The sequence below is a fragment of the Actinomadura oligospora ATCC 43269 genome (assembly GCF_000518265.1).
Lineage (GTDB): Bacteria > Actinomycetota > Actinomycetes > Streptosporangiales > Streptosporangiaceae > Spirillospora > Spirillospora oligospora.
In genome coordinates this window covers 608,670-620,896 of record NZ_JADG01000004.1, presented here as the reverse complement: position 1 = coordinate 620,896, position 12,227 = coordinate 608,670, and the positions used below count along the sequence as shown (strand labels likewise).

At 73.0% G+C, this 12,227-nt stretch carries 11 protein-coding genes; 4 read left to right on the top strand and 7 right to left on the bottom strand.

Annotated features, from left to right (window positions below; all coding sequences use genetic code 11):
* Positions 1–65: 65 nt before the first annotated feature.
* Positions 66–1,700, bottom strand: coding sequence for a ribosomal protection-like ABC-F family protein (gene abc-f / locus P696_RS0107415; protein WP_026411837.1), 1,635 nt, complete (start codon positions 1,698–1,700; stop codon positions 66–68).
* Positions 1,701–2,136: 436 nt separating this feature from the next.
* Between abc-f and P696_RS0107410 the strand changes: the two genes are divergently transcribed.
* Positions 2,137–2,970 (top strand): alpha/beta fold hydrolase, encoded by an 834-nt coding sequence (locus P696_RS0107410; protein ID WP_026411836.1) that lies wholly within the window; start codon positions 2,137–2,139, stop codon positions 2,968–2,970.
* Between the two features lie 92 nt (positions 2,971–3,062).
* Here P696_RS0107410 and P696_RS0107405 read toward each other — a convergent pair whose 3' ends face one another.
* A complete protein-coding gene (locus P696_RS0107405) occupies positions 3,063–3,830 on the bottom strand; it encodes an SDR family oxidoreductase (protein ID WP_026411835.1) in 768 nt (255 codons plus the stop codon).
* Positions 3,831–3,903: 73 nt separating this feature from the next.
* A complete protein-coding gene (locus tag P696_RS0107400; protein ID WP_026411834.1) occupies positions 3,904–4,848 on the bottom strand; it encodes a TIGR01777 family oxidoreductase in 945 nt (314 codons plus the stop codon).
* An 87-nt stretch (positions 4,849–4,935) separates the two neighbouring features.
* On the opposite strand from P696_RS0107400, the gene P696_RS43885 reads away from it, so the two are divergent.
* A complete protein-coding gene (locus P696_RS43885; protein WP_051467022.1) occupies positions 4,936–5,643 on the top strand; it encodes a PhzF family phenazine biosynthesis protein in 708 nt (235 codons plus the stop codon).
* A gap of 117 nt (positions 5,644–5,760) precedes the next feature.
* A complete protein-coding gene (locus P696_RS0107390) occupies positions 5,761–7,125 on the top strand; it encodes an FtsX-like permease family protein (protein ID WP_170026337.1) in 1,365 nt (454 codons plus the stop codon).
* A 144-nt stretch (positions 7,126–7,269) separates the two neighbouring features.
* Here the strand turns inward: P696_RS0107390 and P696_RS0107385 are convergent, their stop codons facing one another.
* The 4 genes from P696_RS0107385 to P696_RS43880 all read right to left on the bottom strand — a co-directional run bounded on the left by P696_RS0107385 (position 7,270) and on the right by P696_RS43880 (position 10,563).
* Positions 7,270–8,418, bottom strand: a complete 1,149-nt coding sequence (locus P696_RS0107385) for an acyl-CoA dehydrogenase family protein (protein WP_026411832.1) — start codon at positions 8,416–8,418, stop codon at positions 7,270–7,272.
* 31 nt (positions 8,419–8,449) lie between these two features.
* Positions 8,450–9,157, bottom strand: coding sequence for a GntR family transcriptional regulator (locus P696_RS0107380; RefSeq protein WP_026411831.1), 708 nt, complete (start codon positions 9,155–9,157; stop codon positions 8,450–8,452).
* Between the two features lie 44 nt (positions 9,158–9,201).
* The gene (locus P696_RS0107375) at positions 9,202–9,558 is read right to left on the bottom strand and encodes a hypothetical protein (protein WP_026411830.1); all 357 of its coding nucleotides are present in this window, start codon (positions 9,556–9,558) and stop codon (positions 9,202–9,204) included.
* Positions 9,559–9,711: 153 nt separating this feature from the next.
* The gene (locus P696_RS43880; protein WP_245627546.1) at positions 9,712–10,563 is read right to left on the bottom strand and encodes a TetR/AcrR family transcriptional regulator; all 852 of its coding nucleotides are present in this window, start codon (positions 10,561–10,563) and stop codon (positions 9,712–9,714) included.
* 162 nt (positions 10,564–10,725) lie between these two features.
* Between P696_RS43880 and P696_RS0107365 the strand changes: the two genes are divergently transcribed.
* Positions 10,726–12,201 (top strand): MFS transporter, encoded by a 1,476-nt coding sequence (locus P696_RS0107365; RefSeq protein ID WP_245627545.1) that lies wholly within the window; start codon positions 10,726–10,728, stop codon positions 12,199–12,201.
* Positions 12,202–12,227 lie beyond the last annotated feature (26 nt).

Below are 12,227 nucleotides of genomic sequence, written 5' to 3'. Positions count from 1 at the left end.
GGGCACCCCGGCGGCAACCGGCCGAAAGGACCGTTCTGGGCGCCCGTCTCGTCCCTTCGAGCGGGTCAGGACACGAGGTCCTCGACCGACGTCAGGCGGCCGTCCGCGAGGGTGAGCCGCCGGGCGACCCCGATCCGTTCGAGGAAGCGCTCGTCGTGGCTGATGACGATGAACGCGCCCTCGTAGGAGTTCAGCGCGTTCTCGAGCTGGCCGACGCTGACGAGGTCGAGGTTGTTGGTCGGCTCGTCGAGCAGCAGCAGGTGCGGCGCGGGCTCGGCGTACAGGACGCACGCCAGCGTCGCCCGGAGCCGCTCACCACCCGACAGCGCGCGCACCGGCAGGTGGACGCGCTGCCCCCGGAACAGGAACCGCGCGAGGACGTTGAGCCGCTGCGCGTCGGGCAGCGACGGCGCGGTCGCCGCGAAGTTCTCGGCGATGGTCCGGTCGTCGTCGAGCAGGTCCAGGCGCTGGGAGAGGTAGGCGACGCGGCCGTCCGCGCGCCGGACGGTCCCGGAGTCGGGTTCGAGGTCGCCGTGGACGAGCCGCAGCAGCGTCGACTTCCCGGCCCCGTTCGCGCCGGACAGCGCGACGCGCTCCGGGCCGCGGATCGTCAGGTCGGCGCCGTCGCCCGCGAAGATGTCGGTGTCCCCGAGGCGCTTGCGCAGGTTCTCGCCGACGAACAGGGTGCGTCCGGCCGGGACGCGGGTTCCGGGCAGTTCCAGCGTGATGCTCTGGTCGTTCCGGACGGCCCGCGCCGCCTCGTCCGCGCGTTCCTTCGCGTCGCCGACCCGGGACGCGTGCATCGTCTGGGCGCTGCCCGCGGCCTTCTCGGCGCCGCGCTTCATGTTCCCGGCGAACAGCTTCGGGAGCCCGGCGTCCTTGAGGTTCTTCGCGGCGTTGCTGGCGCGGCGCTCGGCGCGTTCGCGGGCCTGCTGCATCTCGCGCTTCTCGCGCTTGAGCTCCTGCTCGGCGTTCCGCAGGTTGCGCTCGGCGGCCTCGCGCTCGTTCGCGACGGCCTCCTCGTAGGCGGTGTAGTTGCCGCCGTAGAAGCGGACCTCGCCGTCCGACAGCTCGGCGATGCGCTCCATGCGGTCGAGCAGCTCGCGGTCGTGGCTGACGACCAGGACGCAGCCGCGCCACCCTTCGAGCAGGTCGTAGAGCTTGTGCCGGGCGGCGACGTCCAGGTTGTTGGTCGGCTCGTCCAGCAGCAGGACGTCGGGACGCCTCAGCAGGAGCGCGGCGAGGCCGAGCGACACGATCTGGCCGCCGCTGAGCCGGTCGAGCGGGTCGCGCAGGGACATGTGGCCGAGGCCGAGCCGTTCCAGCTCGGCGCGGGCGCGGTCCTCGACGTCCCAGTCGTCGCCGATGGCGGCGAAGTGGTGTTCGCCCGTGTCGCCGGACTCGATGGCGTCCAGCGCGCTGATCACCTCGGCGATCCCGAGGACGTCGGCGACCGTGCGGCCCGCGGTGAGCGGGAGGTCCTGCGGCAGGTAGCCGAGGACGCCGTCGACGGTGACGGACCCGGCGGACGGGGTGAGACCGCCGCTGATCAGGCGCAGCAGCGTGCTCTTGCCCGCGCCGTTGGGGGCGACGAGGCCGACGCGCTCGGCCTCGACGCTGAAGGTGAGGTTCTGGAAGACCGGGACGTCGTCGGGCCACGTGAACGACAGGCCGGACACGACGATGGGAGAAACGGACATGCGTGAGTCCTCGGGAGAACGCCCGCGCAGCACGGAACGGCTGGAACACGCGGGAACAGGTGAACAGGGACGACGCTGAGCCGGTCGCGGATCAGAGAATGATCAGAACGCGCCCGGACGCCCGGGCCTCTCAGCTCGAGATGTCGTCGTCACTCACCATGTCGGGAACTCCTTCACAAGGACGGGCCGCACGCTAGCACGATCATCGTGCAGCGGACCCGTACCGATACTAACCGACCGTCCGGCCAACGCATTCCCGACCGCCCGCGCATCAGTCGGCTGACGCTCAATCGACGGGTGCCCCCGCAGCGGATTCAGTCATTCGGCTGCCGACGCCGATTCCTGATTTCTCCGTTGAATGACCGATGCCGCCGGGGCCTCGCGGGGGCGAGATTGGAGCTCGCACATTCGCTGATCGATTTGGGGGGCTTCAGCCATGTTCAGCATCAGGAAGGGCCACGGACGCCGGGTCGCCGCGTCGGCCGCCATCGCCGTCGGGACCCTCGGCGCGTTCGCCATAGCGGACGCCGCGGACGCCGCGCCGCGCGCCGACCGGACCCCGAAGCCGACGATCGTCCTCGAGCACGGGGCCTTCGCGGACGGGTCCAGCTGGAACGGAGTGATCAAGCGGCTGCGCCACGACGGCTACCCGGTCGTCGCGGCGGCCAACCCGCTGCGGAGCCCGGCGTCCGACGCGTCCGCGCTGCGCGGTCTCGTCAGCCACATCAAGGGCCCGGTCATCCTCGTCGGGCACTCCTACGGCGGCTCGGTCATCAGCGCCGCCGGAGCCGGAAACCCGCAGGTCAAGGCCCTGGTCTACGTGGCGGCCTTCCTGCCCGCCCCGGGCGAGAGCGCTCAGGACATCACCGACCGGTTCCCCGGTTCGACCCTTGGGGACGCCGTGGAACCGGTCCCGGTGACCAACCCGGACGGCACCGAGGGAACCGACCTGTACATCCGGCAGGACAAGTTCAACCACCAGTTCGCCGCCGACGTCCCCGCAGGTCAGGCCGCGCTGATGGCCGCCGCGCAGCGGCCCGTCACGCAGGCCGCGCTCGCGGAGAAGGCCACCACCGCCGCCTGGCGGGAGAAGCCGTCCTGGGACGTCGTCACCAGGCAGGACCTGAACATCCCCGTCGCGGCCCAGCGCTTCATGGCCCAGCGAGCCCACGCCCGTGTCACCGAGGTGAACGCGTCCCACGCGGTCTCGGTCTCGCACCCGGGCGTGGTCGCGTCGGTCATCGAACAGGCCGCCCGCGCCACCCGCTGACGCGCCACCCGCCGAGGCGCTGAGACACGCGTCGGCCGTCGTCCGCTCGGGGGCAGGGACGGCGGCCGATGCGCGCCGGCGGCGGCGCTCGCCTACCAGGGGAGGGCGCCGTTGATGTCGAAGAAGCTCGCGGTCGGCCAGTCGGTCTCGAGGGTGGCCATGCGGACCAGGATCTCCGCGCCCTGCGCGGGGGTGAGGAACCCGTTGTGGTCGTTGATGTCGGTGTCGACGTAGCCGGGGGCGACGGCGTTCACCAGGATGCCCTCCTTCCGCAGCTCGTTGGCGTACTGGACGGTCAGCCCGTTCAGCGCGTTCTTCGACGGCGCGTACGCCGCGGAGGGCAGCGACGCGATCGGCCCGCCCGCCATCGACGCGTAGCCCAGGGACGCCACGCCGCTGCTGACGTTCACGATCCGGGGCGCGGGCGACCGGCGCAGCAGCGGCAGCATCGCGTTGGTCACCGCGATCACGCCGAAGACGTTGGTCTCGAACACGTCCCGGACCATGTCCAGGTCCACCGAGCTCGGCAGCTGGTCGACCGCGTCCTGCGGCGCGACCTGCCCGGACCCGGTGATCCCGGCGTTGTTGACCAGCGCGTCGAGGCGTCCGTACCGCTCCTCGATCCACTCGGCCGCGGCCTCGATGGTGGCGTGGTCGGTGACGTCGAGGGTGACGGCGTGGACGTCCGCGCCGTCCGCCTCACGCAGTTCCGCGGCGGTCCGCTCGCCGAGCTCCGGGTCGCGGGCTCCGACGAGCACCGTCATCCCGAGCGCGGCGAACTGTTCGGCGGCGGCCCGTCCGATGCCCTTGTTGGCCCCCGTGACCAGGACGACCTTCCGCTGCCCGTTGTGCTCGCTCATGTGCGTCTCCGTTCGTTCGAACCGGTTTCGCACCCGAGACACGGCAGACCCCCTCGGCTGTGACATCGGCGCCTCAGGCGCGGCTCCGGACGCGGCCGACCAGGTCCCGTGCGGCGCTCGGCCAGTGCTCGTGGTCGAAGGTGAAGCCCGCGTCGAGGAGGCGGCCGGGCGTGACGCGGCGGCTCTTCAGGAGGAGTTCGGTGTCGGAGCGGAGGGCGATGGCGCCGAGTTCCGCCATCCACGCGGTCGCCGGGAGGCCGATTGGGACGCCCCACGCCTCGCGGAGGTCCCGCATGAGGTCGCGGTAGGGGAGCGGGGCGGGGGACGTCAGGTTGACGGGCCCGCTCAGGTCCTCGCGCTCGATGAGGAGGAGGACGGCCCTGACGAAGTCGTGGTCGTGGATCCACGAGACGTACTGCCGTCCGCCCGCGACCGGGCCGCCGAGGCCGAGCCGGACCATGCCGAGCATGTGGGCGAAGATCCCGCCGCGGTCGGGGCTCATCACCATCGCCGTGCGCAGCGCGACGCGGCGGGTGTGCGGGGTGTCCGCGCGCAGCTGGGCGGCCTCCCAGTTCCGCGCGATGCGGACGCTGTACTCCCAGTAGCGCGGGACGCCGGGCTCGTGGCCGCCGATCTCGCCGGTCGCCTCGTCGTTCGGCGCGTCGAAGCGGTGCGCGTAGATCGTGGCGGTGCTCGCCTGCAGCCACACCCTGGGCGGGACGGCGGCGCGCGCGATCGCCTCGCCGACGGCCTCGGTGGACCGGACGCGCGAGTCCATCATGTCCTGGAGGTTCGCCGGGGTGTATCGGCAGCCGACGCTGCGTCCGGCGAGGTTGACGACGACGTCCGCGCCGTCGATCGCGTCCGTCCAGGGGCCGGGGGCGCGCCCGTCCCAGGCGACCTCACGCGGTTTCGAGGGGCGTCGCGTCAGCACCGTCACGTCGTGCCCGGCCGCCGTCAGCGCCCGGTCGAGAATCGCTCCGACCTGCCCGGTCCCTCCGGGAATGACCACCTTCATGGCCGCACTGTAGCCCTCCCTTGAACGCGTTCAATATGGGGCGGCCGCGCGTGTGCCGAGCATCACGGCCCCGATAGGGTGCCCGGTGTGGTGGAGAGTGAGCTGATACGTGCGTTCATCGGGCCGGATGACCGGAACGGTGCTTTCGCGCTGGTGGTGTTCGAGCCCGCGCCGCTGAGCGACGAGGAGTGCGCCGACCTGGCCGTCCGGCTGGGCGTCCCGGCGACGGTGTTCGTCTCGGACGCGGCGGAGGGCCGGATCCGCATCTTCGGGTCGTACGGCTCGGAGATCTCGTTCGGCGGGCATCCGGTGCTCGCCACGATCGACGTGCTGCACCGGCGCGGGCACGCGCCGCGCGAGATCCGGACCAAGGCCGGTTCCGTCGCGTGCGCGCGGGACGGTGAGGGCGTCAACCGGCTCATCGCCCCGGCCGCGTGGTCCAAGCCGTGGCGGCACTACCCGATGGCGTCGGCCGCCGAGATCGAGGCGCTGACGGAACTCCCCGAGGGCGAGGACTTCACGCAGGTCTGGGCGTGGATGGACGAGGCGGAGGGCACGGTCCGCGCCCGGCTCTGGGCGCCGCGCATCAACAAGCCCGAGGACGAGGCGTGCGGCAGCGCGTCGATGATCCTCGCGCAGCGGCTCGGACGGCCGCTGACCGTCCTGCACGGACGCGGCTCGATCATCCACGTGCGGCCCGTGGACGACACGCTCGTCGAGCTCGGCGGACGCTGCGCCGTCGACGACCTGCCCGCCGACCTGGCGAAACTGCTCGACGCCGCCTACACCTCCTGACGTCCGGCTCAGGGAGACCCCGAGGGCGGGCTCGGGGACGCGTCGTCCGGCGGGCGGAGCGGGGTGTGCCCGAACGGTCGAAGCCGGGGCGCGGCCCCGCGAAAGATGATCAAGCACATGAGAGGCGATCGAGTGTGCGGGGGCCCGAGGGCCCCACTGATCCTGAGGCTGGCCTGGCGGAACGTGCGGAACGACCGGCTCGGGTTCGCGGCCTGTTTCCTCGCGGTGCTGACAGCAGTCGTCATGGTGGGCGGGAACAGCCTGCTCGTCGCGGGCAGCGCCGGGGAGGAGGACCTGGACGGCGTCACCGGGATCCTCATCCTGTCGGCGTTCGTGTCGGGGTTCGTCTCGGTGTTCGTCGTCGCGGGCATGCTCGGCCTGCACGCGGTCCGTCGTCGCAGGACGTGGGGGCTGCTGAGGTCGATCGGCATGACCGCGCCGCAGCTGCGCCGTCTCGTCCTCGCCGAGGCGCTGACCCTGGCGCTCGCGGCGAGCGCGCTCGGCTCGGTGCTGGCCGTCCCGTACGCGGGGGTCGCGGCCGGGTTCGTCCGGGAGGTCGGACTCGCCCCGGTGGACGTCCCGCTGCGGATCACGCCCGTGCCGTTCGTCCTCGCGTTCGTGGCCGGACCGGCGGTCACGCTGGCCGCCGCGCTCGGCGCGGCGCGCCGGGCGGTGCGGCTGAAGCCGCTGGAGGTGCTGCGCGAGACGCACGTCCAGCAGCGGATCCTGTCGCTGCCGCGCATGGGCATCGGTAGCGCGGCGCTGCTCGGCGGCCTCTGGATGGCGGACGAGATGGCCCGGATGCCCGTCAAGGAGGCCGAGCCGATGGCGTTCGGGACGACGATGACGCTGTGCGTCGGGGTCGGCGCGCTCGGGCCGGTGATCCTGACCGGCCTGGTCCGGATGCTCGGCCCGGTGCTGACCAGGCTCGACCCGACGCCCGGACGGCTCGCCCGCGCGGCCCTGCTCACCGCTCCCGGACGCGTCTGGCCGATGGTCGCGCCCGTGATGCTGACGATGGCGCTGGCCTGCACGTTCCTGTTCGCCGCCAGCACCGAGGCCGCCTTCAAGGGCATCACCCGCACCGGGGCCGCCGCGTGGGTGGCCCCGCTGATGGTGGGGTCGGCGATCGTCTTCACGGTGATCTCCGTGGTGAACGCGGCGGCCGTCGCGATGGCGGACCAGCGCGACAGCCTGCGGCTGCTCCGCCAGATCGGCGCGCTGCCCGCGCAGCTCGTCCGGACGGTCTGCTGGGAGACGCTCATCGCCACCGGTGTGGGCGTCGTCCTCGGGACCGCGATCGCCGCGCTGTCGCTGTCGGCGATGGGCAAGGCGATGACCGGTGAGCTGTGGTTCACGGGGTCGCTCGTCCAGTACGCCGGACTCCTGGCGACCTGCGTCGTCGGGGGCCTGGCGGGAACGCTCGCCGCGACCCGCGAGGCCCGCCGCGGCCCGCTGCTCCCCACGTCCACCCCACGCTGACCGCACGGTCCGACCGAGGCCGTCCGCCGGGAGTCATCCGGCGGACGGCCTCGGTCCTGTCGTGTGCCGGAACCACTCGGCCGACGGTCTCGGCCGTGTCGTGTGCCGGGAGCCACCCCGGCGGACGGCCTCGGTCATGTCGTCTCAGATGTGGTGGCGGGCGATGAGCTGGGCGGCGATGACGTTGCGCTGGATCTCGTTGGTGCCCTCGCCGACGATCATCAGCGGCGCGTCGCGGAAGTAGCGCTCGACGTCGTACTCCTTCGAGTAGCCGTAACCGCCGTGCACGCGGATCGCGTCGAGCGCGACCTGCATCGCCGTCTCCGACGCGAACAGCTTCGCCATGCCCGCCTCCATGTCGGCGCGCTCGCCCGCGTCGAGGCGTTCGGCGGCGTCCAGGGTGAGTAGGCGCGCAGCGCGCATCTTGGTGGCCATGTCGGCGAGCAGGTTCCCTACGGCCTGGTGCTTCCAGATCGGCTTGCCGAACGACTCGCGTTCCTGCGCGTAGCGGAGCGCGTCGTCCAGCGCGGCCTGCCCGACGCCGAGCGCGCGTGCGGCGACCTGGATGCGGCCCACCTCAAGGCCGCGCATCATCTGCGTCCAGCCCTGGTGCGGGACTCCGCCGAGGACGGCGTCCGCGGGCACGCGCCGCCGGTCGAAGACGAGCTCGCACGCCTCGATCCCGCGATAGCCGAGCTTTGGCAGCTTCGCCGAGACGGTGAGGCCCTCGCCCGGCTCCACGAGCAGCACGCTCATCCCGCGATGCGCGGGCTCGGCGTCCCGGTCGGTGACGCACAGCAGGCCGATCAGCCCGGAGTGCTCGGCGTTCGAGATCCATGTCTTCGAGCCGGTGACCAGCCAGTCGTCCCCGTCCCGGACGGCGTGCGTGCGCATGGCCTGCAGATCGCTGCCGCCACCCGGCTCGGTGACCGCCATCGTGGCCCGGACGGACCCGTCCGCCATCCGCGGCAGGTACCGCTCCCGCTGCTCGGGCGTGCCGAACGTCCTGATCAGGTAGGTGATGACGGAGTGGCCGCCGATCGCTCCCGCCAGGCTCATCCACCCGCGCGCGAGCTCCTCGGTCACCCGCGCGAAGCACGCCGTGCCGACCTCGGCGCCGCCGTGCTCGGCGGGCGCGAGGAGCCCGAAGAAGCCGAGCTCCTTCATCTCCTCGATGAGTTCGGCCGGGTAGAGGTCGTCCTGCTCGAACTCGCGCACGCGCGGGCGCACCCGCTCGTCCACGAACTCCGACACGAGCGCGACCAGCCGCGCCTCGTCCTCGCTGAGCGCCATGCGCGGATCCCTTCCGTCAGGGTTCGGGCTGTCAGGGTTCGCGTTCGGCGTCCTGCCAGAGGCCGTTGCGTTCGAGCATCGCCACGACGAAGTCGGCGCTCTCGCCGATGTGCTCCTCCATGAGCGTCCGCGCCCTGTGGCCGTCGCCCGCGCGCAGGGCCTCGACCAGCGCCGGATGCCACCTGCCCGTGGACTCCACCTGCGCCGCGAGGGAGGCGTAGAAGTGCGGCGGCAGGTGCTTCACCGTCGACGCGAGGAGCAGCCCGAGCCGCTGCGCGTTCGCGGCGAGGTTGATCTCGCGGTGGAAGGCGTGCCCGAGGTCGGCGAGGAGGCCGCCGTCACCCCGTTCGGCCGCCTCCGCGTGGTCCGCGACGATCTCGTCCAGCCGCCGGAGCCGCTCCGGCGTGATCCGCGTCGCGGCCCGCGCGGCGAGTTCGCCCGCGAGCCGGGCCTGCGCCCAGAACAGGTCCCGGACGTCCTGCCGCGTGAACGGCGCGACCACGAACCCGCGCCGCGGCACGAGCCGTACGAATCCCTCGGACCGCAGCGTCAGCAGCCCTTCGCGCACGGGCGTGTTGCTGACCCCGACCGCCTCGGCGATCGGTTCCATCCGCAGGAAGTCCCCGGCCCGGAGTCGTCCCGCCAGGATCTGCTCGCGGACGTACGCGGCGACCTCCTCGGGAAGCTGCCTGCGCCTCTCGCGCCGCCGCACCCCGTACGCGCCGTCCGCCACCGCCATGAGCACACACACCCGAACCGTCGACGATTTCCGTACTTCATATATCAGACGTGCCCTCCCCGGTCCGGACGGCCCCGGCGGACGGTGTCGGTGATCCACCAGAGGGCGGCGAGGGCCGCGCCGGGAGGGGCGAAGGACCACAGCCACCACGGGTTCTCCCAGCGCAGGCCGGTCACGCACATGGCCGCCCAGATCGTCACGTTCACCATGTTGACGACCAGCCACGCGGCGGTGGCCAGGCGCAGGACGGGCCGGTCCGGCCCCAGCCAGGACACGGTCCCCGCGCCGGGAGCGGGACGGCCCGGAGAAGTCCCGCCGGTCGCGGCCGACGACGTGCTCGGTGACGCGGTCGGCGGCGTGGTCGGCGGCTCGGTCGGGGTCTGACGGTCGGTGACGCCCATGGTGCCTCTCCTCGCGGGATCGGCCGCCGCCGGTGCGGTGGCCTCTGCTCTCATCCTGCGATTCGAGGGCCCGCCCGGCACGGGGCCCTGGCCGCCGCTTCGGGTGGACCTAACCCCCCTTGAGCGCCGGGGGAGGACACCCAGGGGGATGCGTCAGGGGGCGAAGGTGAGGGAGGCGGGGAGTTCGGCGAAGGTGGCGGTCAGCAGGTCCGTCAGGGCGGTGCGGCCGCCCCGGCCCTTGCGGGCCGTCCAGGTGAGGGAGGCGGTGCGCCAGACGGAGACGACGATCTCGACGGCCAGGCGGAGGTGGACGTCGCCCGGGGCGACGCCGCGGCGCGCGCTGACCTGGTCGACGAGGGCCTGCGTCGTGTCGTGGCAGTAGCGCAGGCTGTGCGCCTGGAGCGCGGGGACGGTGTCGCAGAGGTCGCGGGTGGCGAGGAAGCGGCGGTCCCAGTCGGGTTCCATGGCGGCGAGCGTCGTGTGCAGCGCCGCGTGCAGGACGTCCAGGAGCGGGCCCTCGGGATCCAGGGCGGTGACGTCGTCGAGGTAGGCCGACCACAGGTCGCTGTCGGCGGCCAGGGCGACGTCCTCCTTGGACGGGTAGTTGCGGAAGAACGTCCGCTTGGACACCTCCACCTCGTCGCACAGGTCGTCCAGCGTGGTCGCGTCGTAGCCGCGCTCGACGAACAGCCGGAGCGCCGTCTCGGCCAGCGCGTGGCGGGTGCGCAGCTTCTTGCGCTCCCGGAGCGGCAGGGCGCGGAGCTCGTCCCGCGCGGTCTCCGACTCCCGCGCGGGTTCCGGTTCCCGAGCGGTCTCCGACTCCCGCGCGGGTTCCGGTTCCCGAGCGGTCTCCGACTCCCGCGCGGGTTCCGGTTCCCGAGCGGTCTCCGACTCCCGCGCGGGTTCCGGTTCCCGAGCGGTCTCCGACTCCCGCGCGGTCTCGGAGGACCTCGGCGCGGGGTCTGACACGGCGGCGGGGGTGGTGTTCGTCGCGACGTGGGGCACCCGAGCAGCGTACCACCTGGAGGCTTTCGCCTTTGGACGGCTTTCGCCCTTTGACAGCTTTTGCCACTCAGTGGCACTATCCCCTCGGTGGCCACAGGGGCCGCCGATGGAGCTGCTTGGAGTGGGTCTGTGGCCAGTAGTCCGAACCGACCGTCCCGTCCGGTGATCACCCTTGTGGTGGTCCTCGCGGCGTTCGCCACGGTGCCGATGTCGATCTCGGGAGCGGCCGTCGCGCTGCCCAGGATCGGGACGGCGCTGGACACCTCCGGCGCGCCCCTGCAGTGGGTGATGAACGCCTACAACCTCGTGTTCGCCGCGTTCCTGCTGGTCGCGGGCACCACGGCCGATCTTGTGGGACGGCGCAGGGTGTTCGCCACGGGGGCGGCGCTGTTCGCGGCCGGGTCGGTCGCCGCCGCGTTCGCGCCCGGGATCGTGGCGCTGGACCTGGCGCGCGCGGTGGCGGGCGCCGGTGGAGCCGGGGTGTTCGCCAGCGGTGGCGCGATCCTGGCCACCACGTTCGACGGGGCGGCACGCACCCGGGCGTTCGCGGCCCTGGGGAGCGCGGCGGGGCTCGGCCTCGCCGCCGGTCCGACGCTGTCCGGGTGGCTGGTCGGCGGGCTCGGCTGGCGCGCGACCTTCGGGCTGCACGCGGTGATCCTGCTCGTGGCGCTGTGCGGCGTCGGGTTCGTGGCGGAGTCGCGCGCGCCGGAGCGTCCCCGGATGGACGTGACGGGCGCGGTGATGTTCGTCGCCGCGCTGGGCGCGCTGGTGCTGGGCGCGGTCCAGGGGCCGCAGTGGGGGTGGACGGGCCCGGCCGTGCTGGGGCTGCTCGCCGGTGGCGTGGTCCTGCTGGTCCTCTTCGCGAGGCTCCAGGCGCGGAAGGCGTCGCCGCTGCTCGACCTGACGCTCGTCCGCGACCGGCGGTTCCTCGCGCTCTGCCTCGTCCCGGTCGTGACGACGTTCGGGTTCGTGACGCTGCTGACCTACCTGCCGACGTACCTGGTCGGCGCGGGCGGCATGTCCGCCGGACGCGCCGGGACGGTCATGCTGCTGCTCACCGGGCCCGTCCTGGTCGCGCCGCCGGTGGCGGGGGCGCTGGTCACGCGCGGCGCGTCCGCGCGGGCGCTGATCGGCGCGTCGCTGCTGATGTTCGCCGCCGGTGACGCCTGGCTCACCGTGATCGAGCCCGGGTCGTCCACGTGGGTCATCGCCGGGCCGCTGATCCTGGTGGGGCTCGGCGCGGGACTGTCCTTCGGGATCAACGACGGGCTCGCGATGAGCATCGTCGAGCCCGCCCGCGCGGGGATGGCCGCCGGGTTCCTCAACACCATGCGCCTCGGCAGCGAGGCCATCTTCATCGCCGTCTTCGGGGCCGTCCTGGTCAGCCTGGTCGGGACACGCGTCCCGTCGCACCACCTGGCGGCGAGCGTCGCCGCCGGGGACCTGGGCGGCGGCGACCGCGCCGTGCTGGCGGCGGCCTTCACCCACGCCCTGCACCTGACCCTCTGGGGGCTCGCCGCCGTCAGCGCGCTCGGAGCGGTGCTCGTCTCGGTGATGCTCACCGAGCCCCGCCGCCGTGCCGCCGTCCGGGCCGAGGCCCCCGCCCGTGCGGTGGTCGAAGCCGCCGAGAGCCGCTGACCAGGGCGGACATGGCGACGGCCAGA

What these genes read in the sequence shown, in the direction of transcription:
- P696_RS0107390 (WP_170026337.1), top strand. Translation starts at nt 5,761, where the DNA reads ATGAGAGGCGATCGAGTGTGCGGGGGCCCGAGGGCCCCACTGATCCTG.
- P696_RS0107380 (WP_026411831.1), bottom strand. Translation starts at nt 9,157, where the DNA reads ATGGCGGTGGCGGACGGCGCGTACGGGGTGCGGCGGCGCGAGAGGCGC.
- P696_RS0107385 (WP_026411832.1), bottom strand. Translation starts at nt 8,418, where the DNA reads ATGGCGCTCAGCGAGGACGAGGCGCGGCTGGTCGCGCTCGTGTCGGAG.
- P696_RS0107405 (WP_026411835.1), bottom strand. Translation starts at nt 3,830, where the DNA reads ATGAGCGAGCACAACGGGCAGCGGAAGGTCGTCCTGGTCACGGGGGCC.
- abc-f (WP_026411837.1), bottom strand. Translation starts at nt 1,700, where the DNA reads ATGTCCGTTTCTCCCATCGTCGTGTCCGGCCTGTCGTTCACGTGGCCC.
- P696_RS0107375 (WP_026411830.1), bottom strand. Translation starts at nt 9,558, where the DNA reads ATGGGCGTCACCGACCGTCAGACCCCGACCGAGCCGCCGACCACGCCG.
- P696_RS0107400 (WP_026411834.1), bottom strand. Translation starts at nt 4,848, where the DNA reads ATGAAGGTGGTCATTCCCGGAGGGACCGGGCAGGTCGGAGCGATTCTC.
- P696_RS0107410 (WP_026411836.1), top strand. Translation starts at nt 2,137, where the DNA reads ATGTTCAGCATCAGGAAGGGCCACGGACGCCGGGTCGCCGCGTCGGCC.